Origin of the sequence: Streptomyces anthophorae (assembly GCF_049310305.1) — a bacterium.
Lineage (GTDB): Bacteria > Actinomycetota > Actinomycetes > Streptomycetales > Streptomycetaceae > Streptomyces.
The window spans coordinates 5,696,643-5,719,895 of the sequence record NZ_JBLWQQ010000001.1 but is presented as its reverse complement, the minus strand read 5'-3'; the positions used below and the strand labels follow the sequence as shown (position 1 = coordinate 5,719,895).

Here is a 23,253-nt window from a genome sequence, read left to right as displayed (position 1 = left end):
ATCACCGCCGCCCCGCGGCCCCCTGCACAATGGGCTCATGCCGATACCCGGATTGCCCAGCGACGTCCCGACCCGTGCCGCCCTGATCAAGCACCTCGTCCGCACGCGCATCGCGGGCGACGTGGCGACGCCCCGCGAGAACAACCTCTCGCACTACCGAAGGCTCGCGAACGGCGACCGCCACTACTGGCTGGGCCTGGAACTCGGCGACCGCTGGACCGACGAGCGCGACGTGCTCGCCGTCATGGCCGAACGCTGCGGCGTCGTGTCCGACCCCGACCACCGCTCGGGCCAGGACACCATCGACCCGGAGCTGACGGTCGCCGCCCTGGACCGCGCGGCGACGCGTCTGCGCAAGGCCGCGGAGGACCGCCAGCTCGTCCTGTTCGCCACGGGCCACCCCGGCGGGCTCCTCGACGTCCACCGCGCGACGGCGACGGCCCTGCGCGCGGCCGGCTGCGAGATCATGGTGATCCCCGAGGGCCTCGCCACCGACGAGGGCATGGTCTTCCAGTTCGCGGACGTGGCGATGCTGGAGCGCGGCGCGACGCTGTGGCACACGCACTCCCCCGACCCCATGGCCGCGATCCTCGACGGCCTCGCCCGGGAGGGCCGCGCGCTGCCGGACCTGGTCGTCGCCGACCACGGCTGGGCGGGCTGCGCGGCGCAGCGCGGCCTGGACTCCGTCGGTTACGCGGACTGCAACGACCCGGCCCTCTTCGTGGGCGAGTCCGAGGGCACGATGCAGGTGACGGTCCCCTTGGACGACCACGTGACGAGCCCGCGGCACTACGACCCGATGACGGCGTACCTCCTTGCCGCGGCGGGCCTCAACCAGTAGGGCCCTCTTTCCTGACCCCGGCGCCGGCCGAGCATTTCAAGCCCTTTGCGCCGGTTGAGCATTTCAACCCCCTTGCGCCGGTTGAGCATTTCAAGCCCCTGCGGCGATTGAGCAGCGGGGTCCGGGGCAGAGCCCCGAGGCGTCAACCACGGCGCCGCCTCAAAAGACATGGGGCGCCGCCCCATACCCCGCTGCTCAATCGCCGCAGGGGCTTGATTCGCTCGATCACCGCAGGGGGGATGGCTCACCCCCGCAGGGGAGAATGACTCACCCCCGCCGAAGGGCATCACCACGGATTGAGACCCTCCGTGCGGCGCGCCGCGAACCCCGGGGTCGGGTCGAGGAAGACGCGTCGCACCGCGGGAAACCGCTCCCGAATCCGCCGCGAGGCGTCCTCGCACGCCCACTCGATCTGCGCAGCAGTGGACGCATCCCGAAAATCGACCTTCGCCGCGACGAGCGCCTCCCGCGGCCCCTGCACCAGTGTGGTCAGCTCAAGCACGGCCTCGACATGCGCGACCCCGAGCACGATCTCCCGGATCTCGTCCCGGAAGGGCTTCGGCAACGGCCGCCCCACCAACAGCTCCGCGTTGGACCGCCCCAGCACCCACGCCACCCACAGCAGCAGCAACCCGATGCACAGGGACGCCACCCCGTCCCACACCGCCGACCCGGTGAGCTGCGAGCCGAGCAGCCCACCGCCCGCGAGCAGCAGACCGGCGAGGGCCGCGCTGTCCTCCAGGACGACCGCCTTCACCGCCGTGTCGGGCGTGTGCCGCAGATACGTACCGAAGGGCACCCGCACCCTGGCCGCCTCGCCCCGCGCCTGCTTCACGGCGGTCCGCAGCGAGAACCCCTCCAGCACGAAGGCGACACCCAGCACCACGTACGACACGACGGGGTTGCCCAGCTCCTCGCCCGCGACGAGCGTGTGGATCCCGTCGTACAGGGAGAAGACCGCGCCACCGACGAACGTGGCGACGGCCGCGAGCAGCGCCCACACGTACCGCTCGCCCCCGTAGCCGAGCGGATGCTCCTCGTCGGCGGGCTTGTCGCTGCGCTTCAGAGAAGTGAGCAGCAGCAGCTCGGTGACGGTGTCGGCGAACGAGTGCGCGGCCTCGGAGAGCATCGCGCTGGACCCGCTGATGACGCCGGCGACGGCCTTCGCGAGGGCGATGCCCAGGTTGGCCGCCGCGGCGACGAGCACCGTGAAGACGCTCTCCCCGCCCGCTTCTTCCGTGCCGCCCGCACCCTCGTCCGCCCGTACATCCATGTACGGGACGTTATGTCCGATCAGCGCGGAACGCGAACGACGCCCTCCTGGATGACGGTGATCGCGAGCCGCCCGTCCTGCGTGTAGATCCGCGCCTGCCCGAGCCCGCGCCCACCGGAGGTGGAGGGCGACTCCTGGTCGTACAGGAGCCATTCGTCGGCCCGGAACGGCCGGTGGAACCACATCGCGTGGTCGAGGGAGGCGCCCACGACGTCACCGACGGCCCAGCCGCCGCGCCCGTGGGCGAGCAGCACCGAGTCGAGGAGCGTCATGTCGGAGACGTACGTGGCGAGGCAGACGTGCAGCAGCGGGTCGTCCGCGAGCTTGCCGCGCGCCCGGAACCAGACCTGCGAGCGCGGCGGCTGGGGGTCGCCGACGAAGGCGAACGGCGGCGCGTCCACGTACCGCAGGTCGACGGCCTCACGGGCCTCCAGGAGGCGCTGGACGACCTCGGGCTTGAGCACGTCGCCTGCGTACCGCGGCAGCATCTCCTCCGCGGTCGGCAGCGACTCCGGGTCGGGCGCGGGCGGCATGTCGGCCTGGTGGTCGAGCCCCTCCTCGTACGTCTGGAAGGACGCGGAGAGGTGGAAGATCGGCTGCCCGTGCTGGACGGCGACGACGCGCCGCGTCGTGAAGGAGCGGCCGTCGCGGATCCGGTCGACGGTGTAGACGATGGGCGCGCCCGGGTCCCCCGCGACCAGGAAGTACGCGTGCAGGGAGTGAGCGTGCCGGTCGGCCGGGACGGTGCGTCCGGCCGCGACCAGCGCCTGGGCCGCCACCTGCCCGCCGAAGACGCGCGGGACCACGGAGGACCGCGACTGGCCGCGGAAGATGTCCTCCTCGATCTGCTCGAGGTCGAGCAGATCGAGGAGGGATTCGAGTGCCTTGTGCATGGGATCAGTTGTACCGAGCAAAGATTCCGGGCCGGTTACCGGCACCGGTCACGGAGTCGGTTACAGCCCCATGTTCTTCGCGATGATCGACTTCATGATCTCGCTGGTGCCGCCGTAGATGCGGTTCACGCGGTTGTCCGCGTACAGGCGGGCGATCGGGTACTCGTTCATGAACCCGTAGCCGCCGTGCAGCTGGAGGCAGCGGTCGATGACGCGGTGCGCGACCTCGGTGCAGAACAGCTTCGCGGACGCGGCCTCGGCGGCGCTCAGCTCACCGGCGTCGAGGGCCTCCAGGGCGCGGTCGGCGACGGCCTCGGCGGCGTCCACCTCGGCCTGACAGGCGGCCAGCTCGAACTTGGTGTTCTGGAACGACGCCACGGTCTTGCCGAAGACGGTGCGGTCCTGGACGTACTCCTGGGCGAACCGCACGGCGGCCTTGGCCTGCGCGTACGCGCCGTAGGCGATGCCCCAGCGCTCCGAGGGGAGGTTCTTGCCGAGGTAGTAGAAGCCCTTGTTCTCCTCGCCGAGGAGGTCCTCGACGGGGACCTTCACGTCGACGAACGCCAGCTCGGCGGTGTCGGAGGTCTTGAGGCCGAGCTTGTCGAGCTTGCGCCCGATCGAGTAGCCCTCGGACTTCGTGTCGACGGCGAACAGGGAGATGCCGTGGCGGCGGTCCTCGGCGGTCGGCGCGGCGGTGCGGGCGCAGACGATGACGCGGTCGGCGTGCACGCCGCCGGTGATGAACGTCTTCGAGCCGTTGAGCACGTAGTGCGTGCCGTCGTCGGAGAGCTTGGCCGTGGTCTTCATGCCGGCCAGGTCGGAGCCGGTGCCCGGCTCGGTCATCGCGAGGGCCCACATCTCCTCGCCGGTGACGAACTTCTCCAGGTAGCGCTTCTTCTGCTCGTCGGTGGCGAGCAGCTTGATGTACGGCAGGGCGAGCAGCACGTGCACGCCGGAGCCGCCGAAGGACACGCCCGCGCGGGCGGTCTCCTCGTACTGGATGGCCTCGAACTTGTGGGTGTCGAGCCCGGCGCCGCCGAACTCCTCCGGCACGTTGATGCCGAACAGGCCCAGGTCGGCCATCTTCGAGTAGAGCTCGCGCGGCACGATGCCCTGCTGGAACCACTCGTCGTAGTGGGGGACGACCTCGGCCTCGATGAAGGCGCGCAGGGTCTCCCGGAACGCCTCGTGGTCCTCATCAAAAACGGTACGGCGCACGGAGAACTCTCCCTCTACGACGAGTGTGCGGACGACAACCAAGCGACTAAGCGCTTGCTCAGAGGCAGGTTACCCGCGAGTCGCAAGGAGCGTCCAGAGATACAGGTCACTCCGCGCCGGCCGCCGACCTCACTCTGCGGCAGCCGCGGCGAACGCGCCACGCGCCAGCTTGTGCAGCATCCCCGCCGTCGCGGTCCGGCTCGGCAGCGAGCTCGGGCGGCTCAGGTGCGGGGTCGAGTTCAGCAGCCCGAAGACCGCGTGCACGGCCACGCGCGCGTGCGCCTCCAGCAGCTCGGGGTAGACCTTGCGCACCGCGTCCACCCACAGCTCCACGTACTGGCGCTGCAACTGCCGCACCAGCTTGCGGTCGCTGTCGCGCAGCCGGTCGAGCTCCCGGTCGTGCAGCGTGATCAGGTCGCGGTCGTCCAGCGCGAAGTCGATGTGCCCCTCGATGAGCGAGTCGAGCAGCGCCTCGGGCCCGTGCTCCGCCTCGGCGACCCGGCGCTTGCCACCGGTCAGCAGCTGTCCGCTGATCCCGACGAGCAGCTCGGCGAGCATCGCGTCCTTGCCGGCGAAGTGCCGGTACAGGCCGGGGCCGCTGATGCCGACCGCCGCGCCTATCTCGTCCACGCCCACGCCGTGGAACCCGCGCTCGGCGAAGAGCCGCGCGGCCTCCCTGAGGATCTGCTCGCGGCGGGTGGGGGCGTCGGTTCTTGTGGCCATGAGGCAATTCTAGACAGGGACGTTAGCGAGCGTTAACCTGACGGAAACGGGTTAACGCTCATTAACTTTCCGGGTACGGGCAAGGGGGCTCGAGGCCATGCAGGAGGCACCGGAGCTGACGAGTGCGGCGGAGCCCGCGTCGGAGGCCTGGCGGGCCAATGAGGCGGCGCACCGGGCGCTCGGCGAGGAGCTGCGCGCGAAGCTCGCCGCGGCCCGGCTCGGCGGCGGCGAGAAGGCGCGGGCGCGGCACACCGCGCGCGGCAAGCTGCTGCCGCGCGACCGGGTGGACGCACTGCTCGACCCCGGCTCCCCGTTCCTGGAGCTGGCGCCGCTGGCGGCGGACGGGATGTACGAGGGGCAGGCGCCGGCCGCGGGTGTGATCGCCGGGATCGGCCGGGTGAGCGGCCGCGAGTGCGTGATCGTCGCCAATGACGCGACGGTCAAGGGCGGCACGTACTACCCGATGACGGTGAAGAAGCATCTGCGCGCGCAGGAGGTGGCCCTGGAGAACCGGCTGCCGTGCGTCTATCTGGTGGACTCGGGCGGTGCGTTCCTGCCGATGCAGGACGACGTGTTCCCGGACCGCGAGCACTTCGGGCGGATCTTCTACAACCAGGCGCGGATGTCGGGCGCGGGCATCCCGCAGATCGCGGCGGTCCTCGGCTCGTGCACGGCGGGCGGGGCGTACGTCCCGGCGATGAGCGACGAGGCGGTGATCGTCCGCAACCAGGGCACGATCTTCCTCGGCGGCCCTCCCCTGGTGAAGGCGGCCACGGGCGAGGTGGTGACGGCCGAGGAGCTGGGCGGCGGCGAGGTCCACTCGCGGGTGTCCGGTGTGACGGACCACCTGGCGGAGGACGACGCACACGCGCTGCGGATCGTGCGGACCATCGTCTCGACGCTGCCGGAGCGCGGCCCGCTGCCGTGGGCGGTGAAGGCGGCCATCGAGCCGAAGGTGGACCCGGCGGGGCTCTACGGCGCGGTGCCGGTGGACTCGCGCACTCCGTACGACGTGCGGGAGGTCATCGCGCGCGTGGTGGACGGTTCGCGGTTCGCCGAGTTCAAGGCCGAGTACGGGCAGACGCTGGTCACCGGCTTCACGCGGATCCACGGCCACCCGGTCGGCATCGTCGCGAACAACGGCATCCTGTTCTCCGAATCCGCCCAGAAGGGCGCCCACTTCATCGAGCTGTGCGACCAGCGCGGCATCCCGCTGCTCTTCCTCCAGAACATCTCGGGCTTCATGGTCGGCAAGGACTACGAGGCGGGCGGCATCGCCAAGCACGGCGCCAAGATGGTCACGGCGGTGGCCTGCACACGCGTGCCGAAGCTGACCGTGGTCATCGGCGGCAGTTACGGCGCGGGCAACTACTCGATGTGCGGCCGGGCCTACAGCCCCCGCTTCCTGTGGATGTGGCCCGGCGCGAAGATCTCCGTGATGGGCGGCGAGCAGGCCGCCTCGGTGCTCGCGACCGTCAAGCGCGACCAGTTGGAGGCGCGCGGCGAGGAGTGGGCGGCCGAGGAGGAGGACGCCTTCAAGGCCCCGATCCGCGCCCAGTACGACGCGCAGGGGAACGCCTACTACGCGACGGCCCGGCTGTGGGACGACGGCGTGATCGACCCGATGGAGACCCGCCAGGTCCTCGGCCTGGCCCTGACCGCGTGTGCCAACGCGCCGCTGCCGGAGAAGTCCGCCGGCTTCGGCGTCTTCCGGATGTGAGGGGCGGACCAGACGTGTTCGAGACGGTACTTGTGGCCAACCGCGGCGAGATCGCGGTGCGCGTCATCCGTACGCTGCGGGCGCTCGGCATCCGCTCGGTGGCGGTGTACAGCGACGCCGACGCGGACGCGCGGCATGTGCGCGAGGCGGACGAGGCGGTACGGATCGGCCCGCCCGCGGCCACCGAGAGCTACTTGGTGGCCGAGCGGCTGATCGAGGCCGCGGCGGCGACCGGCGCACAGGCGGTGCACCCGGGCTACGGATTCCTCGCGGAGAACGCCGCGTTCGCGCGCGCCTGCGAGGAGGCGGGCCTGGTCTTCATCGGCCCGCCCGCGGAGGCGATCGCCCTGATGGGCGACAAGATCCGCGCCAAGGAGACGGTGAGCGCGGCCGGGGTCCCGGTGGTGCCCGGCGGCCGTGACCCGGAACTGGCCGAGGCGGCCCGCACGTTGGGCGCACCCGTCCTCCTGAAGCCGAGCGCGGGCGGCGGCGGCAAGGGCATGCGCCTCGTCCGCGACCTGACCGTCCTGGAGGAGGAGATCGCGGCGGCCCGGCGCGAGGCGCGCGCCTCCTTCGGCGACGACACGCTCCTCGTGGAGCGCTGGATCGACCGCCCCCGCCACATCGAGATCCAGGTCCTGGCGGACGGGCACGGGAACGTGGTGCACCTCGGCGAGCGCGAGTGCTCCCTCCAGCGCCGTCACCAGAAGATCGTCGAGGAGGCGCCCTCCGTCCTCCTCGACGAGGCCACGCGCGCGGCGATGGGCGCGGCGGCCGTGGAGGCGGCGCGCTCCTGCGGCTACCGGGGCGCGGGCACGGTGGAGTTCATCGTGCCGGGCGAGGACCCGGCCGCGTACTGCTTCATGGAGATGAACACGCGCCTCCAGGTCGAGCACCCGGTGACGGAGCTCGTCACGGGCGTCGACCTGGTGGAGTGGCAGGTCCGGGTGGCGGCGGGCGAACAACTCCCGTTCGCCCAGGACGACATCACGTTCACCGGGCACGCGGTGGAGGCCCGCCTCTGCGCCGAGACTGTGTCCATTAAAGAGGGCACGCGCGGTTTCCTCCCCTCCGGGGGCACGGTCCTTGCCCTGAGCGAGCCCGAGGGCGAGGGCGTCCGGGTCGACTCCGGGCTCACCGAGGGCACGGAGGTCTCCAGCCTCTACGACCCGATGCTCGCGAAGATCATCGCGTACGGCCCCGACCGGGACACGGCGCTGCGCAGGCTGCGCGCGGCCCTCGCCCGCACGGTGACGCTCGGCGTGCCGACGAACGCCGGGTACCTGCGGCGCCTGCTCGCCCACCCCGACGTCGTGGCGGGCGAGTTGGACACCGGACTCGTGGAGCGCGCGACGGACGAGCTGGTCGACGCGGAGGTCCCGCCGGAGGTGTACGCGGCGGCGGGCGTGCTGCGCCAGGAGCGCCTCGCCCCGGCCGTCACCGAGGGCTGGACGGACCCGTTCTCCCGGCCCACCGGCTGGCGGCTCGGCGGCGAACCGGCGTGGACCGTGCACCCCTTGAAGGCCGCGGGCCACGACCCGGTCGAGGTCCGGGTGCGCGGCACCGAGGTCCTGGTCGACGGCGTGCCGGCCACACCCGCCCGCCCCACCGCGACCGCGGGCGACTGGCTGGCGCGCGAGGGCGACGCCTGGCAGGTGCGGGACCACGACCCGGTGGCGGCGAACCTCACGGGGGCGGGGGCCGGCGGCGCGGGCTCCCTGACGGCGCCGATGCCCGGCACGGTGACCGTGGTGAAGGTGGCCGTGGGCGACCAGGTGACCGCGGGCCAGAGCCTGTTGGTGGTGGAGGCGATGAAGATGGAACACGTGATCACGTCCCCGCACGCGGGCACGGTGAGCGAGCTGGACGTGTCACCGGGGACGACGGTGGCGATGGACCAGATCCTCGCGGTCGTCGCCCCCGAGGAGACGGACGACGGCGGGGAGGCCGCGCGATGACCCCCACACCGCCGCTCCCCATGGTCGTCCCCGCCCAGGACCTCCCGGCCCGCGTCCGGATCCACGAGGTGGGCGCCCGGGACGGTTTGCAGAACGAGAAGCGGGCCGTCCCCACGGAGGTGAAGGCGGAGTTCGTCCACCGCCTGGCCGCCGCCGGCCTCACCACCATCGAGGCCACGAGCTTCGTGCACCCCAAGTGGGTGCCCCAACTGGCGGACGCGGAGGACCTGTTCCCGCGGCTCCAGGACATCGAAGGCGTCCACCTCCCCGTCCTCGTACCGAACGGGCGCGGCCTGGACCGCGCCCTGGCCCTCGGCGCGCAGCGCGTCGCCGTGTTCGCCAGCGCCACGGAGTCCTTCGCCAAGGCGAACCTGAACCGGACGGTTGCGGAGTCCCTGGCCGTCTTCGAGCCGGTCGTGGCGCGGGCCAAGGAGTCGCGGGCGCACGTTCGCGGCTACCTCTCCATGTGCTTCGGCGACCCGTGGGAGGGCCCGGTCCCGGTCCATCAGGTCGTCTCCGTCGCCAAGTCGCTGATGGACATGGGCTGCGACGAGCTGAGCCTCGGCGACACCATCGGCGTGGCCACGCCGGGCCACGTACAGACCCTCCTGTCGGAGCTGAACGAGGAGGGCGTGCCGACGAACACGATCGGCGTGCACTTCCACGACACGTACGGCCAGGCACTCTCCAACACCCTGGCGGCGCTCCAGCACGGCGTGACGACGGTGGACGCCTCCGCGGGCGGCCTCGGCGGCTGCCCGTACGCGAAGAGCGCCACCGGCAATCTCGCCACCGAGGACCTCGTCTGGATGCTGCGCGGACTCGGCATCGAGACCGGGGTCGACCTCGGCCTTCTCACCGACACCAGCAGGTGGATGGCCGGACACCTGGGCCGACCCAGCCCGTCCCGCACCGTTCGCGCCCTCGCACCCGAGGCCGACGCCGATACCCATGCCGATCCCGGCCAGGAGCAGTGAGGCAGTCATGGATCACCACCTCTCCCCCGAGCACGAGGAACTCCGGCGCACCGTCGAGGAGTTCGCGCACGAGGTCGTCGCCCCGAAGATCGGCGACTTCTACGAGCGGCACGAGTTCCCCTACGAGATCGTCCGCGAGATGGGCCGCATGGGCCTGTTCGGGCTGCCGTTCCCCGAGGAGTACGGCGGCATGGGCGGCGACTATCTGGCGCTCGGCATCGCCCTGGAGGAGCTGGCCCGCGTCGACTCCTCGGTCGCGATCACCCTGGAGGCCGGGGTCTCGCTCGGCGCCATGCCGCTCCACCTCTTCGGTACGGAGGAGCAGAAGCGGGAGTGGCTGCCGAAGCTGTGCGCGGGCGAGGTCCTCGGCGCGTTCGGGCTGACGGAACCCGAGGCGGGCTCGGACGCGGGCGGCACCCGCACGACGGCGGTGCGGGACGAGGAGACCGGCGACTGGATCATCAACGGCACGAAGTGCTTCATCACCAACTCCGGCACGGACATCACGGGCCTGGTGACGGTGACGGCGGTGACCGACCGCACGGCGGACGGCCGCCCGGCGATCTCCTCGATCATCGTCCCGTCCGGCACACCGGGGTTCACGGTCGCCGCGCCCTACTCGAAGGTGGGGTGGAACGCGTCGGACACCCGTGAGCTGCACTTCGACGACGTCCGGGTGCCGGCCGCGAACCTGCTGGGCACGGAGGGCCGGGGCTTCGCCCAGTTCCTGCGGATCCTCGACGAGGGGCGTGTGGCGATCTCGGCGCTCGCCACGGGGCTGGCGCAGGGCTGCGTCGACGAGTCGGTGAAGTACGCCAAGGAGCGCCACGCCTTCGGCCGCAGCATCGGCGGCTACCAGGCGATCCAGTTCAAGATCGCCGACATGGAGATGAAGGCGCACACGGCGCGGCTCGCCTGGCGGGACGCGGCGTCCCGGCTCGTCTCCGGGGAACCGTTCAAGAAGGAGGCGGCGCTCGCGAAGCTGTACTCGTCGACGGTCGCGGTGGACAACGCGCGGGAGGCCACGCAGATCCACGGTGGCTACGGCTTCATGAACGAGTACCCGGTCGCCCGCATGTGGCGCGACTCCAAGATCCTGGAGATCGGCGAGGGCACGAGTGAGGTGCAGCGGATGCTCATCGCCCGCGAACTGGGCCTGACCAGCTAGCGCCACCGCGGCACCGGCCGGACATTCGAGCCACGGTAAATCAAGCCCCTCCGGCGATTGAGGAGCGGGGTATGGGGCAGAGCCCCATGTCTTTCAGCGCCTGCGCCGGGGGCGCGGTCCCGGGGCTCCGCCCCGGACCCCGCTGCTCAATCGCCGCAGGGGCTTGATTCGCGCGGCCCCGCCCTCTGGACAACCGGGGAACTTAGGTTAACCTACCCTGAGTTTGCACCCCGCCCGGTCGCCGCCATGGCACGTCCGAAAGTTGCCCGTCATGCCCAACGCCCGACTGTCCCGCCCCACCCGCCGCGGCATACTCGCCGCGACCGGCGCCATCGGCCTCGGAGCCGCACTCGCCGCCTGCGGCGACGGCGGTTCCAAAGACGGCGGCTCCAGCTCGGCGGGCGCGGCGAAGAAGTCCGGCCCCTGGTCGTACAAGGACGACCGCGGCAAGACCGTGAAGCTGGACAAGGTACCGACGGAGATCGTCGCCTTCACCGGCATGGGCGCCGCCCTCTACGACTACGGCATCCAGGTCAAGGGCGTCTTCGGCCCGACCACCACGAAGGGCGGCAAGCCCGACGTCCAGGCCGGCGACATGCCCGTCGACAAGGTCACGGTCATCGGCAACGAGTGGGGCCAGTTCAACATCGAGAAGTACGCGGGGCTCTCCCCCCAGGTACTGATCACCACGATCTTCGACGGCGCGGGCACCCTCTGGTACGTCCCCGAGGAGTCCGCCAAGAAGGTCGCCAAGCTCGCCCCGAGCGTCGGCATCTCCGTCTACGACCGCCAGCTGACGACGCCGCTGGAGCACGTCTACAAGCTGGCCGAGTCGCTCGGCGCCGACCTGAAGGCCGACAAGGTCGTCAAGGCCAAGAAGCGCTTCGAGGACGCCGCGGCCCGGCTGCGCAAGGCGGCCAAGGCCAACCCCGACATCAAGGTGATGGCGGGCAGCGCGAGCCCCGACATCTTCTACGTCTCGGGCACGAACCTCTCCATCGACCTGGAGTACTTCAAGGCGCTCGGCGTGAACTTCGTGGAGCCCTCGGAGGGCGCGAAGAAGGCGTCCGGCGGCTGGTTCGAGAACCTGAGCTGGGAGAACGTCAACAAGCACAAGGCCGACATCATCATGATGGACGACCGCGCCCAGGCGATTCAGCCCGCCGACATCGACGAGCCGACCTGGAAGAAGCTGCCGGCGGTCAAGGCGGGCCAGGTCATCTCCCGCTCCCCCGAGCCGATCCTGTCCTACGACAAGTGCGCCCCGCTCCTGGAAGACCTCGCGAAGGCCATCGAGACGGCGAAGAAGGTGTCCTGATCCCATGACGACGACGGCCGAAGCCCCCGCTGTTGCCCCTTTCCGATTCTTCGATCTGCAAGTGGTCCGCACGCGGCGGCTCGGCCCGTCGCTCCTCAGGGTCACCTTCACAGGGCCCGAGCTCGCCGAATTCCACGGCGGCGGCCGGGACCAGTCCCTCTCCCTCTTCCTGCCGCACCCCGGCCAGGACGCCCCCGTGCTCCCGCCGATCACCCCGGGCGACGACGGCCGCGGCTGGCACACCGCCTACCGGGCGATCCCGGACGACGAGCGCGCGATCATGCGCTCGTACACGCTGAGCGGCCAGCGCCGCTTCCCCGCGGAGGAAGTCGACATCGACTTCGTGCTGCACGACGACGACCCGTCGGCCTCCGGCCCCGCCTGCCGCTGGGCCCGCGCCGCGGCCCCCGGCGACCGTGCCGTCGTGCTCGGCCCGGCGATCGCCGACAACGCCGCGGTGCGCTGCCGCCCCCAGGACGACTTCGACCAGATCCTCATGTGGGGCGACGAGACCGCCCTTCCGGCCGCGCTCGGCGTGCTGGCCTGGCTGCCCGAACACGTCTCGGCGCACGTGTACTTGGAGGTTCCGCACCGCGCGGACATCCAGCCGATCATCACGCTCGCGGACATCCAGGTGACCTGGCTGGTCCGCGACGAGGGCACACCCTCCGCGGTGGACGCGGTGCGCGCGGCCCGGCTCCCCGAGGCCACGAGTCCGTACGCCTGGCTGGCCGGTGAGTCCGGAACGATGAAGGAGCTGCGGCGGCACCTGGTGCGCGAGCGCGGCTACGACAAGCGTGCGGTCACGTTCGTCGGGTACTGGCGGCGCGGCATGAGCGAGGACGCGCTGCGGGCGGGGTAACACCCCTGCCCGCACCACTCACACCACTCACACCACTCACACCACTCACAACAGAACATTCCAGCCAATCCAGCCACAGAACAGGGGGCGGGGTCGCGAGCCGAAGTTAGGTTAGGCTAACCTAATCAAAGGGTTCGCGACCTCGCCCTTTTTCCTGCCCCACCCGGGAACCACCCCATCCCACCCGGAGGAACCGTTCATGCGCTCGCACCTGCTCAATGACACCACCGCGGAGCTGTACCGCAGTTCCGTGACCGAGGGAGTCGAGCGGGTGGCGGCCAAACTCGCCACCACCACAAGGCCGTTCACCGGCGTCACCCCCGACGCGCTCGCCCCCACCGTCGACGCGGTCGACCTGGACGAGCCGCTCCAGGACACGATCGCCGCCCTGGACGAGCTGGAGGACGTCTACCTCCGCGACGCCGTCTACTTCCACCACCCCCGCTATCTCGCCCACCTCAACTGCCCGGTCGTCATCCCGGCCGTGCTCGGCGAGGCGATCCTCGCCGCGGTCAACTCCTCGCTCGACACCTGGGACCAGTCCGCGGGCGGCACGCTCATCGAGCGCAAGCTCATCGACTGGACCACCGGACGCATCGGCCTCGGACCCGCGGCCGACGGCGTGTTCACCTCCGGCGGCTCCCAGTCCAACCTCCAGGCGCTGCTGCTGGCCCGCGAGGAGGCCAAGTCGAAGGACCTGTCCGCACTCCGCGTCTTCGCCTCCGAGGTCAGCCACTTCAGCGTCAAGAAGTCCGCGACGCTGCTCGGCCTCCCCCCGGAGGCGGTCGTCTCCGTCCCGGTCGACCGCGAGAAGCGCATGCAGACCGTGGCCCTCGCCGCCGAGCTGGAGCGCTGCCGCGAGAACGGGCTCGTCCCGATGGCCGTCGTCGCGACCGCGGGGACGACCGACTTCGGCTCCATCGACCCGCTCCCCGAGGTCGCCGAGCTGTGCGCCCAGTACGACACATGGATGCACGTCGACGCCGCCTACGGCTGCGGGCTGCTCGTCTCGAACAGGAACCGCGACCGGATCGACGGCATCGAGCGCGCCGACTCGGTCACCGTCGACTACCACAAGTCGTTCTTCCAGCCCGTGAGTTCGAGCGCGATCCTGGTCCGCGACGGTGCCACGCTGCGGCACGCCACGTACCACGCGGAGTACCTCAACCCGCGCCGCACGGTCGCCGAGCGGATCCCCAACCAGGTCGACAAATCCCTCCAGACCACGCGCCGCTTCGACGCGCTCAAGCTGTGGCTGACGCTGCGCGTGATGGGCGCGAAGGGCATCGGCTCCCTCTTCGACGAGGTGTGCGAGCTGGCGCACGAGGGCTGGCAGCTGCTCGCCGCCGACCCGCGCTACGACGTGGTCGTGGAGCCGAGCCTGTCCACGCTCGTCTACCGCTACATCCCGGCCGGTGCCACCGACCCCGCGGAGATCGACCGCGCCAACCTCCACGCCCGCAAGGCCCTGTTCGCCTCGGGCGACGCCGTCGTCGCGGGCACCAAGGTGGGCGAGCGCCAGTACCTGAAGTTCACCCTGCTCAACCCCGAGACAAAGCTCGCCGACATCCGAGCCGTCCTCGACCTCATCGCCGGCCACGCCGAGCAGTACCTGGGAGACACCCTTGACCGCGCATCCTGAGACGACGAAGAACACCGTGCACGACTTCATCGGGATCGGGCTCGGCCCCTTCAACCTCGGCCTGGCCGCGCTCACCGAGCCGATCGACGAGCTGAACGGCCTGTTCATCGAGTCCAAGCCGGACTTCGAGTGGCACTCGGGCATGTTCCTCGACGGGGCCCACCTCCAGACCCCGTTCATGTCGGACCTGGTGACGCTCGCCGACCCCACCTCGCCGTACTCCTTCCTCAACTACCTGAAGGAATCGGGGCGGTTGTACTCGTTCTACATCCGCGAGAACTTCTATCCGCTGCGCGTCGAGTACAACGACTACTGCCGCTGGACGGCCGCCAAGCTGTCGTCCATCCGCTTCTCGACGACCGTCACCGAGGTGCGCTACGACGAGGCGGCCGAGGTCTACCTCGTCACCACCGACAAGGGCGAGACCCACCGGGCCCGCCGCCTCGTCCTCGGCACCGGCACTCCGCCGTACGTCCCCGAGGCGTGCCAGGGGCTCGGCGGCGACGGGGTCATCCACAACTCCCGCTACGTGCAGCACAAGGAGCAGCTCCAGAAGAAGAAGTCGATCACGCTGGTCGGCTCGGGGCAGTCCGCCGCCGAGATCTACTACGACCTCCTCGGCGAGATCGACGTGCACGGCTACCGGCTGAACTGGGTGACGCGCTCGCCGCGCTTCTTCCCGCTGGAGTACACCAAGCTCACGCTGGAGATGACGTCCCCGGACTACATCGACTACTTCCACCAGCTGCCGGAGCAGACCCGCTACTCGCTGGAGGAGCGGCAGAAGGGCCTGTTCAAGGGCATCGACGGCGAGCTGATCGACGCCATCTTCGACCTGCTCTACCAGAAGGGTCTGAACGGTCCCGTCCCGACGCGGCTGCTCACCAACTCGGCTCTCCGCACGGCTGGTTACGAGTCCGCCACCGGCACGTACACCCTCGGCCTGCACCAGGAGGAGCAGGACAAGGAGTTCGAGCTCGAGACCGAGGGCCTGATCCTCGCCACGGGCTACAAGTACGCCACTCCCGCCTTCCTTGAGCCGGTCAAGGACCGCATCCGCTGGGACGGCCGGGGCCGCTACGACGTCGCCCGCAACTACTCGATCGACACCACGGGCCGCGGCATCTTCCTCCAGAACGCGGGCGTGCACAGCCACTCGATCACCAGCCCCGACCTGGGCATGGGCGCCTACCGCAACAGTTACATCATCGGCGAGCTGCTCGGCACCGAGTACTACCCCGTCGAGAAGACCATCGCGTTCCAGGAGTTCGCAGCATGAGCAATACGAGCACCACGAAAAGCACCGTAGGGAATCTGACCCTCCGGCCGGTCGACGCACAGGTCGACGCCGAGCTGCTGCACCGCTGGGTCACCGACCCCAAGGCGGCCTTCTGGCTGATGCAGGAGGCCAGGCTCCAGGACGTCGAGCGCGAGTACATGTCGATCGCGGCGCACGAGCACCACGATGCCTTCCTCGGCCTGCACGACGGCGAACCGGCCTTCCTGATGGAGCGCTACGACCCGCGGTACGTCGAGCTGGTCGGCCTGTACGAGCCGGAGCCCGGCGACATCGGCATGCACTTCCTCACCGCGCCCTCCGACGTCCGCGTCCCGGGCTTCACGCGCGCCGTGATCACCGCCGTGATGGAGCACCTCTTCGCCGACCCTTCGGTGGAGCGCGTCGTGGTCGAACCCGACGTACGGAACAAGGCCGTCCACGCCCTGAACGAGGCTGTCGGCTTCGTCCCCGAGCGTGAGATCGACAAGCCGGAGAAGAAGGCGCTGCTGAGCTTCTGCACGCGCGCCCAGTTCGAAGCGGCCACGGGAAGGACGACCGCAGCATGAGCATCGCCGACGCCGCCACCCACCTGACCCCCGAGCGCTGGGCCGAGGCCAACCGCCTCCTCATCCGCAAGGCCTTGGCCGAGTTCAGCCACGAGCGGCTCCTCATACCCGAGGCCGCCACGGGCCCCGACCGGTTCTTCGTCCTGAGCGACGACGGCCTGACCCGCTACGAGTTCACCGCGCGCCGGCTGCGCCTGGACCACTGGCAGGTCTCCGCCGACTCGATCACCCGCCACCGCGACGGCGCCGAACTCCCGCTGAACGCCCTCCAGTTCTTCATCGAGCTGAAGGACAGCCTGGGCCTGAGCGACTCGACGCTCCCGGTCTACCTGGAGGAGATCTCCTCCACGCTCTCCGGCACCTGTTTCAAACTGACGAAGCCGTACGTCGACTCCGCCGAACTCGCCGCCACCGGCGACTTCCAGGCGATCGAGACGGGCATGACCGAGGGCCACCCCTGCTTCGTCGCCAACAACGGCCGCCTCGGCTTCGGTGTCCACGAGTACCTCTCGTACGCCCCCGAGACCGCGAGCCCCGTCCGGCTGATCTGGCTGGCGGCGAGCCGCGAGCGCGCGGCGTTCACGGCGGGCGTGGGCCTGGAGTACGAGTCGTTCCTGCGCGCCGAGCTGGGCGACGGGACGATCGCGCGCTTCGACACGGTCCTGCGCGACAAGGGCCTCGACCCGGCCGACTACCTCCTCATCCCCGCCCACCCGTGGCAGTGGTGGAACAAGCTCTCCGTCACCTTCGCCGCCGAGGTCGCGCAGCAGAACCTGGTGTGCCTGGGCGAGGGCGACGACGAGTACCTGGCGCAGCAGTCGATCCGCACGTTCTTCAACAAGAGCGAGCCCACGAAGCACTACGTGAAGACGGCCCTCTCGGTCATCAACATGGGCTTCATGCGTGGCCTTTCGGCGGCGTACATGGAGGCGACGCCGGCGATCAACGACTGGCTCGCGAACCTCATCGAGAACGACGAGGTGCTCAAGGACACCGGCCTGACGATCATCCGCGAGCGCGCTGCCGTCGGCTACCGGCACCTGGAGTACGAGGCCGCCACCGACCGCTACTCGCCGTATCGCAAGATGCTGGCGGCGCTGTGGCGCGAGTCCCCGGTGAACTCGCTCGCGGAGGGCGAACGCCTGGCGACCATGGCGTCCCTCCTGCACGTGGACCGCGAGGGCAAGTCCTTCGCGGGCGCCCTGATCGAGCGCTCGGGCCTCACCCCCCGCGAGTGGCTCAAGCCGTACCTGAAGTCCTACCTGACCCCGCTCCTGCACAGCTTCTACGCCTACGACCTGGTGTTCATGCCGCACGGCGAGAACGTCATCCTGGTCCTGGACGAGCGGGGCGTCGTCAAGCGGTCGATCTTCAAGGACATCGCCGAGGAGATCGCGGTGATGGACATGGACGCGGTGCTGCCGCCCGCCGTGGAGCGCATCAAGGCCGAGGTCCCCGACGACATGAAGCTGCTGTCCATCTTCACGGACGTCTTCGACTGCTTCTTCCGCTTCCTCGCGGCGAACCTCGTCGAGGACGGCGTCGTGGACGAGGAGACGTTCTGGTCGACGGTCGCGGACTGCGTGCGCGACTACCAGGAGGCGATGCCCCAACTGGCGGAGAAGTTCGAGCGGTTCGACATGTTCGCCCCGCACTTCTCGCTCTCCGCCCTCAACCGCCTCCAGCTGCGCAACAACGAGCAGATGGTCGACCTGGCGGACCCGTCGGGCGCGCTTCAGCTGGTGGGCGACCTGGAGAACCCCATCGCGTAACGGGGTTTGGCCGGTCCTGTGGACCAGGGGCTCGGGAGACGGTCCTCCCGGGCCCCTTTCCCGTACGAGAATGGCGGCATGGCGGAAATCATCCAGCGCGACGGCACCTGGACGTATCTCGGGGACACGCTGCGGCTCGTGCCGGGCCGGGACAAGGGGGTCAGCCCGCTCCGCAAGGCGCTGGGCGAGCTGACCGTGCCGCTGACGGCGCTCGCGGGCGCCTCCTTCGAGCAGGGCAAGAAGACGGGCCGGCTGCGCCTGCGCCTGCGCGACGGCGCGGACCCGCTGCTCCAGGCGACGGGCGGCAAACTGACCGAGGGCGCGGACCCGTACCAGCTCACCGTCGAATCGGACCGCTACGGCGTCGCCGAGTACTTCGTGGACGAGGTGCGCAACGCGCTGCTCCTGGAGGAGGTTCCCGCCACGCCCTGCACCACGTACCTCCTGCCGGGCCCCGCCGTACCGCTGTCCGTCTCCGCTGGGGACGGCACGGCGAGCTTCGACGGGGAGCGCGTGCGCCTGGAGTGGAACTGGAAGACCGAGGAGGCGAAGTCCTCGGCGGGCACGCGGGTGCTCGCGCTCGGCGACATCACGGCGGTCGAGTGGCAGCCGGCCATCGGCCTGGAGAACGGCTGCCTGCGCTTCACGGTCCGCTCGTCACCGACGAAGGCGCCGCCGAAGTACGACCCGAACTCCATCGAACTGTGGGGCTTCAAGAAGGACCCACTGATGGCCCTGGTGGCAGCAGCGGTCCAGGCCCGCCTCCCCCATACGACCCCGACCCCTGCCCTGGAGGAGACCCCGCCTCCCCCGCAGCCCCCGGCGGAGGACGACCACGACGCCCTCCTCCGCCGCCTCCGCGAACTGGGCGACCTCCACCACCAGGGCGTCCTGACGGACGAGGAGTTCAAGCTCGCGAAGGCGGCTCTGCTCAAACGGATGTGACCTACGTGCGTACCTTCCGCGCCACCACGAACCGGTCGACCTCCGCCCCCGTCTCCGCCAGCCCCCGAACGGTCAGCTTCGCCGTCCGCCCCACGGGCGCCGGCTCCACGTCGACCCGCAGGAACGAATAGTTGGTGTACCGCACCCGCGACCAGTCGACGGTGACTTCCTTCTTGCCACCCTCCTGCGTCACGTACGAGGCGAACGGATCGACCTCCTTCTCGTGCCCCTCGTACGAGTCGTCGACCGGGAACTCATAGAGCCCCTTGCCCGCCGCGCCCGCGGTGACGTACACGACGCCGTCCGTCTCCGGGTACGCCGTGCCACCGATCGGCAGCTCCTTGGTGACCTTGTCGCCCTTCAGCACGTCCGTCCGCTCGTAGACGTGGTTGTGCCCGTTGATCACGAGGTCGACCGTGTACTTCTCGAACAGCGGCACCCACTCCTTGCGCACCCCGCCCTCGGAGGCGTGCGCGGTGGCGGTGCAGTAGGCGCAGTGGTGGAAGAAGACCACAACGAAGTCGATCCCTGACCCGGGCGCCCGGAACTTCCTCAACTGCCGCTCGAACCAGGTGGTCTGGGTCCCTCCGCTCAGCCCCAGGTTCGCCGGAATCTCGTGCGAGACGTCGTTCGCGTCGAGCGAGACGACGGCCGTGTTCCCGTGCACGAAGGAGTAGGCGCCCGGCAGGTTCTTCGGGTCGGGCCCGTTGCGCGGCGGCGCGAACCGGGCCTCCTGGCTCCCGTACCCGTTCGGCGAGTACCAGGCCTCCATGTCGTGGTTGCCGTACGACACCATCCACGGCACGGACTTGGCGACGGTCTCGGTCTGCGCGAGGAACAGGTCCCAGGTCCGCGCGTCGAACGTGTCGCTGGTCTTCCCCTGCCCGGAGGGGTCCGCGTACGCGATGTCACCGGCGTGCAGGTGGAAGGCCGGGCCCTGCGCGAGGATCAGGCTGTCGTTGGCGAGCGCGTGGTAGCTGACGCCCTGGTCGCCGAAGGCGGTGAACGTGAAGCGCTCGGAGCGGGCGGGCGCGGTCGTGAAGGTGCCGATGGTGCCCGCGAACCTCGGCGACGCCGGGTCGAAGCCCCGGTGCCCGACCCCGTAGTAGTACGTGCTGCCGGGCTTGAGGTGGGTCAGCTTCGCGTGCACGTAGTACTGGGTGTGATCGGCGCTCGTGCCGACGCCCGCAGGGGTGTAGAGGCTGCGCAGCTCGGCGGGGATCTTCCGCGACAGCTCACCCGCGCTGCCCCCGACCCGGACGAACGGGTCCTTCACCGCGACCGGCACCTGCCAGGACACGGTCATCTCGGTGCGCGCGTCGTCGCCGTAGGAGAGGTGCCGGCCGAAGGGCGCGACGAGCGCGCCGTCGACGGCCTCCGTGGCGGCCGCCGGGGCCGTGGTGCTCGCAGCCCGCGCGGCGCCCGGCACGAAGACCCCGCCCGCGACCGCGCCGAGCGTGACGGCCCCGCCGCGCATCACGGTGCGCCGCGAGAACCGGCTGCGCAGATATTCGTGCTGCTCGGCGAGCGACCGGTCGGCAAGCTCGTCGGGTACGCCCATACGTGGAATGTCCATGCCCGGAAAGATGCTTGAGGCACCTATCCACCAGGGGTACTCCGGGTGAACGCGGCCATAAATAAGCCCCGCCGGCGATTGAGGCGCGGGGCCCGGGGCAGAGCCCCGCGACCGCAACCCACGACCACCCGAGCGAACCTCCTGCCCGAATTCGGGCAGGATTCTTGCGAAAACGACCCGCAACCCCGAGGATCGGCTGCGTGCACGAGGACCTGATCGACCACCTGACGCGCAGCACCGCCCTGACTCGGGGCGAGGCGCTGCGGGTGATCCAGGACGTGCTCGCCTACTTCGACGAGCCGACGGAGGACTACGTCCGCCGCCGGCACCGCGAACTCCAGGGTCAGGGCCTGGTGAACGCGGAGATCTTCGAGCGGATCCTGGCGGATCTGCGCTACCGGGCGGTGTCGCCGCCGGAGCTCTCCCTCCGCCAGCTGCGCCGCATCGTCTACGGCTGAGGGGAATTTCTCTACTTATGTGCGGAATCGTCGGTTACATCGGAAAGCGTGACGTCGCGCCGCTCCTTCTCGAAGGACTCCAGCGCCTGGAGTACCGCGGATACGACTCCGCGGGCGTCGTCATCACCAGCCCCAAGGCCACCGGCCTGAAGATGGTCAAGGCCAAGGGCCGGGTGCGCGACCTGGAGGCGAAGGTCCCGGCCCGCTTCAAGGGCACCACGGGCATCGCCCACACCCGCTGGGCCACGCACGGCGCCCCGTCCGACGAGAACGCGCACCCGCACATGTCGTCCGACGACAAGGTCGCGGTCGTCCACAACGGCATCATCGACAACGCCTCCGAGCTGCGCGCCAAGCTGACGGCCGAGGGCATCGAGTTCCGCTCCGAGACGGACACCGAGGTCCTCACCCACCTCATCGCCCGCTCCCAGCTGCCCGAGCTCGAGGACAAGGTCCGCGAGGCGCTGCACCTGGTCGAGGGGACGTACGGCATCGCGGTCGTGCACGCCGACTTCCCGGACCGCATCGTGGTCGCGCGCAACGGCTCGCCGGTCGTCCTCGGCATCGGCGACAAGGAGATGTTCGTCGCCTCGGACATCGCCGCGCTGATCACCCACACCCGCCAGATCGTCACGCTCGACGACGGCGAGATGGCCACGCTCAAGGCCGACGACTTCCGTACGTACACCACGGCCGGCACCCGCACCGCCAACGAGCCGACCACCGTGGACCTCGAGGCCGCCTCCTTCGACATGGGCGACCACGACACGTACATGCACAAGGAGATCTCCGAGCAGGCCGACGCCGTGGACCGCGTGCTGCGCGGCCGCATCGACGACCGCTTCTCCACGGTGCACCTGGGCGGCCTGAACCTGGACGCCCGCGAGGCCCGCACGGTCCGCCGCGTGAAGATCCTCGGCTGCGGCACCTCGTACCACGCGGGTCTGATCGGCGCCCAGCTGATCGAGGAGCTGGCCCGCATCCCCGCGGACGCCGAGCCGGCCTCCGAGTTCCGCTACCGCAACGCGGTGGTGGACCCCGACACCCTCTACATCGCGGTCTCCCAGTCCGGCGAGACGTACGACGTCCTCGCGGCGGTCCAGGAGCTGAAGCGCAAGGGCGCCCGCGTCTTCGGCGTCGTGAACGTCGTCGGCTCGGCCATCGCCCGTGAGTCGGACGCGGGCGTGTACGTCCACGCGGGCCCCGAGGTCTGCGTCGTCTCGACCAAGTGCTTCACCAACACGACGGTCGCCTTCGCCCTGCTCGCCCTGCACCTCGGCCGCATCCGTGACCTCTCGGTCGCCGACGGCAAGCGGATCATCGAGGGCCTGCGCAAGCTCCCCGCCCAGATCACCGAGATCCTGGAGCAGGAGGCGGAGATCAAGAAGATCGCCGAGGAGTACGCGGACGCCCGCTCGATGATGTTCATCGGCCGCGTCCGTGGCTACCCGGTGGCCCGCGAGGCGTCCCTGAAGCTCAAGGAGGTCTCGTACATCCACGCCGAGGCCTACCCGGCCTCCGAGCTGAAGCACGGCCCGCTGGCCCTCATCGAGCCCGCGCTCCCGACGGTGGCGATCGTCCCGGACGACGACCTCCTGGAGAAGAACCGCGCCGCGATGGAGGAGATCAAGGCCCGCTCCGGCCGCATCCTCGCGGTCGCCCACCAGGAGCAGGAGAAGGCCGACCGCACGATCGTCGTCCCGAAGAACGAGGACGAGCTGGACCCGATCCTGATGGGCATCCCGCTCCAACTCCTCGCCTACCACACGGCCTTGGCCCTCGGCCGCGACATCGACAAGCCCCGCAACCTGGCGAAGTCGGTCACGGTCGAATAGGCGACCATCAAGCGCGACTGGAGCAGATCAAGCCCCGCTGTGTGGACGAGAGCCAGCGGGGCATGGGGCAGCGCCCCAGATCAAGCCCCGCCGGCGATTGAGGCGCGGGGCCCGGGGCAGAGCCCCGCGACCGCAACACCGCCCCCGCGCAACAACGACCGCACAAACGGGTCCCGTACGCGCCACCATGCGTACGGGACCCGTTTTCGAGAGGGCCGGGGCCGCCCAT

At 70.2% G+C, this 23,253-nt stretch carries 19 protein-coding genes; 14 read left to right on the top strand and 5 right to left on the bottom strand.

The features are described 5' to 3' along the window. Nucleotides 1-37: 37 nt before the first annotated feature. Nucleotides 38-841 carry a phosphatase gene (locus ACNYS0_RS26050; protein ID WP_422476878.1) on the top strand — a complete coding sequence of 268 codons (804 nt, stop codon included), beginning with the start codon at nt 38-40 and terminating at the stop codon, nt 839-841. A 286-nt stretch (nt 842-1,127) separates the two neighbouring features. On the opposite strand, the gene ACNYS0_RS26045 is transcribed toward ACNYS0_RS26050, so the two are convergent. The 4 genes from ACNYS0_RS26045 to ACNYS0_RS26030 form a co-directional block, all read right to left on the bottom strand. Beyond that, nucleotides 1,128-2,114 carry a cation diffusion facilitator family transporter gene (locus ACNYS0_RS26045; protein ID WP_422476877.1) on the bottom strand — a complete coding sequence of 329 codons (987 nt, stop codon included), beginning with the start codon at nt 2,112-2,114 and terminating at the stop codon, nt 1,128-1,130. A gap of 20 nt (nt 2,115-2,134) precedes the next feature. Beyond that, complete coding sequence (locus ACNYS0_RS26040) at nt 2,135-3,007, bottom strand: acyl-CoA thioesterase (protein WP_422476876.1); 873 nt, start codon at nt 3,005-3,007, stop codon at nt 2,135-2,137. 60 nt (nt 3,008-3,067) lie between these two features. Next, nucleotides 3,068-4,225: an acyl-CoA dehydrogenase family protein gene (locus ACNYS0_RS26035; protein WP_422476875.1), complete on the bottom strand. Its 1,158-nt coding sequence runs from the start codon at nt 4,223-4,225 to the stop codon at nt 3,068-3,070. Nucleotides 4,226-4,354: 129 nt separating this feature from the next. Then, nucleotides 4,355-4,948 carry an SACE_7040 family transcriptional regulator gene (locus ACNYS0_RS26030; protein ID WP_422476874.1) on the bottom strand — a complete coding sequence of 198 codons (594 nt, stop codon included), beginning with the start codon at nt 4,946-4,948 and terminating at the stop codon, nt 4,355-4,357. A gap of 97 nt (nt 4,949-5,045) precedes the next feature. Here ACNYS0_RS26030 and ACNYS0_RS26025 point away from each other — a divergent pair, with 97 nt between their 5' ends. From ACNYS0_RS26025 to ACNYS0_RS25975, 11 genes are all read left to right on the top strand, one after another. Beyond that, a complete protein-coding gene (locus ACNYS0_RS26025) occupies nt 5,046-6,668 on the top strand; it encodes a carboxyl transferase domain-containing protein (RefSeq protein WP_422476873.1) in 1,623 nt (540 codons plus the stop codon). Between the two features lie 14 nt (nt 6,669-6,682). Further along, on the top strand, nt 6,683-8,626 hold the full coding sequence (locus ACNYS0_RS26020) for an acetyl/propionyl/methylcrotonyl-CoA carboxylase subunit alpha (protein ID WP_422476872.1): 1,944 nt from the start codon (nt 6,683-6,685) through the stop codon (nt 8,624-8,626). After that, nucleotides 8,623-9,603: a hydroxymethylglutaryl-CoA lyase gene (locus ACNYS0_RS26015; RefSeq protein WP_422476871.1), complete on the top strand. Its 981-nt coding sequence runs from the start codon at nt 8,623-8,625 to the stop codon at nt 9,601-9,603. The genes ACNYS0_RS26020 and ACNYS0_RS26015 overlap by 4 nt, the downstream gene beginning before the upstream one ends. Before the next feature lie 7 nt (nt 9,604-9,610). Continuing rightward, nucleotides 9,611-10,771 (top strand): acyl-CoA dehydrogenase family protein, encoded by a 1,161-nt coding sequence (locus ACNYS0_RS26010; RefSeq protein ID WP_422476870.1) that lies wholly within the window; start codon nt 9,611-9,613, stop codon nt 10,769-10,771. A 271-nt stretch (nt 10,772-11,042) separates the two neighbouring features. Next, the gene (locus ACNYS0_RS26005; protein ID WP_422476869.1) at nt 11,043-12,089 is read left to right on the top strand and encodes an ABC transporter substrate-binding protein; all 1,047 of its coding nucleotides are present in this window, start codon (nt 11,043-11,045) and stop codon (nt 12,087-12,089) included. 4 nt (nt 12,090-12,093) lie between these two features. After that, nucleotides 12,094-12,951 carry a siderophore-interacting protein gene (locus ACNYS0_RS26000; protein WP_422476868.1) on the top strand — a complete coding sequence of 286 codons (858 nt, stop codon included), beginning with the start codon at nt 12,094-12,096 and terminating at the stop codon, nt 12,949-12,951. A gap of 199 nt (nt 12,952-13,150) precedes the next feature. Further along, nucleotides 13,151-14,593, top strand: a complete 1,443-nt coding sequence (desA, locus tag ACNYS0_RS25995) for a lysine decarboxylase DesA (RefSeq protein WP_422476867.1) — start codon at nt 13,151-13,153, stop codon at nt 14,591-14,593. Next, the gene (locus ACNYS0_RS25990; RefSeq protein WP_422476866.1) at nt 14,577-15,872 is read left to right on the top strand and encodes a lysine N(6)-hydroxylase/L-ornithine N(5)-oxygenase family protein; all 1,296 of its coding nucleotides are present in this window, start codon (nt 14,577-14,579) and stop codon (nt 15,870-15,872) included. The genes desA and ACNYS0_RS25990 overlap by 17 nt, the downstream gene beginning before the upstream one ends. Further along, a complete protein-coding gene (locus ACNYS0_RS25985) occupies nt 15,869-16,438 on the top strand; it encodes a GNAT family N-acetyltransferase (RefSeq protein WP_422476865.1) in 570 nt (189 codons plus the stop codon). Before ACNYS0_RS25990 ends, ACNYS0_RS25985 begins: the two co-directional genes overlap by 4 nt. Then, on the top strand, nt 16,435-18,210 hold the full coding sequence (locus ACNYS0_RS25980; protein ID WP_422476864.1) for an IucA/IucC family protein: 1,776 nt from the start codon (nt 16,435-16,437) through the stop codon (nt 18,208-18,210). The genes ACNYS0_RS25985 and ACNYS0_RS25980 overlap by 4 nt, the downstream gene beginning before the upstream one ends. 78 nt (nt 18,211-18,288) lie before the next feature. Then, complete coding sequence (locus ACNYS0_RS25975) at nt 18,289-19,155, top strand: DUF4429 domain-containing protein (RefSeq protein WP_422476863.1); 867 nt, start codon at nt 18,289-18,291, stop codon at nt 19,153-19,155. Between the two features lies 1 nt (nt 19,156). On the opposite strand, the gene ACNYS0_RS25970 is transcribed toward ACNYS0_RS25975, so the two are convergent. After that, nucleotides 19,157-20,731, bottom strand: a complete 1,575-nt coding sequence (locus ACNYS0_RS25970) for a purple acid phosphatase family protein (RefSeq protein ID WP_422476862.1) — start codon at nt 20,729-20,731, stop codon at nt 19,157-19,159. 200 nt (nt 20,732-20,931) lie between these two features. Between ACNYS0_RS25970 and ACNYS0_RS25965 the strand changes: the two genes are divergently transcribed. Both ACNYS0_RS25965 and glmS read left to right on the top strand, forming a co-directional pair. Then, complete coding sequence (locus ACNYS0_RS25965; protein ID WP_422407476.1) at nt 20,932-21,189, top strand: hypothetical protein; 258 nt, start codon at nt 20,932-20,934, stop codon at nt 21,187-21,189. A gap of 17 nt (nt 21,190-21,206) precedes the next feature. Beyond that, nucleotides 21,207-23,024, top strand: coding sequence for a glutamine--fructose-6-phosphate transaminase (isomerizing) (gene glmS, locus ACNYS0_RS25960; RefSeq protein WP_422407477.1), 1,818 nt, complete (start codon nt 21,207-21,209; stop codon nt 23,022-23,024). Nucleotides 23,025-23,253 lie beyond the last annotated feature (229 nt).

Excerpts from the sequence above, each read along its gene's own strand:
- ACNYS0_RS26040 (WP_422476876.1), bottom strand. The coding sequence starts at position 3,007 with ATGCACAAGGCACTCGAATCCCTCCTCGATCTGCTCGACCTCGAGCAG.
- desA (WP_422476867.1), top strand. The coding sequence starts at position 13,151 with ATGCGCTCGCACCTGCTCAATGACACCACCGCGGAGCTGTACCGCAGT.
- ACNYS0_RS26030 (WP_422476874.1), bottom strand. The coding sequence starts at position 4,948 with ATGGCCACAAGAACCGACGCCCCCACCCGCCGCGAGCAGATCCTCAGG.
- ACNYS0_RS26050 (WP_422476878.1), top strand. The coding sequence starts at position 38 with ATGCCGATACCCGGATTGCCCAGCGACGTCCCGACCCGTGCCGCCCTG.
- ACNYS0_RS26000 (WP_422476868.1), top strand. The coding sequence starts at position 12,094 with ATGACGACGACGGCCGAAGCCCCCGCTGTTGCCCCTTTCCGATTCTTC.
- ACNYS0_RS25985 (WP_422476865.1), top strand. The coding sequence starts at position 15,869 with ATGAGCAATACGAGCACCACGAAAAGCACCGTAGGGAATCTGACCCTC.
- ACNYS0_RS25970 (WP_422476862.1), bottom strand. The coding sequence starts at position 20,731 with ATGGACATTCCACGTATGGGCGTACCCGACGAGCTTGCCGACCGGTCG.
- ACNYS0_RS26010 (WP_422476870.1), top strand. The coding sequence starts at position 9,611 with ATGGATCACCACCTCTCCCCCGAGCACGAGGAACTCCGGCGCACCGTC.
- ACNYS0_RS26015 (WP_422476871.1), top strand. The coding sequence starts at position 8,623 with ATGACCCCCACACCGCCGCTCCCCATGGTCGTCCCCGCCCAGGACCTC.
- ACNYS0_RS26045 (WP_422476877.1), bottom strand. The coding sequence starts at position 2,114 with ATGGATGTACGGGCGGACGAGGGTGCGGGCGGCACGGAAGAAGCGGGC.
- ACNYS0_RS26005 (WP_422476869.1), top strand. The coding sequence starts at position 11,043 with ATGCCCAACGCCCGACTGTCCCGCCCCACCCGCCGCGGCATACTCGCC.
- ACNYS0_RS26025 (WP_422476873.1), top strand. The coding sequence starts at position 5,046 with ATGCAGGAGGCACCGGAGCTGACGAGTGCGGCGGAGCCCGCGTCGGAG.
- ACNYS0_RS25975 (WP_422476863.1), top strand. The coding sequence starts at position 18,289 with ATGGCGGAAATCATCCAGCGCGACGGCACCTGGACGTATCTCGGGGAC.
- glmS (WP_422407477.1), top strand. The coding sequence starts at position 21,207 with ATGTGCGGAATCGTCGGTTACATCGGAAAGCGTGACGTCGCGCCGCTC.
- ACNYS0_RS25980 (WP_422476864.1), top strand. The coding sequence starts at position 16,435 with ATGAGCATCGCCGACGCCGCCACCCACCTGACCCCCGAGCGCTGGGCC.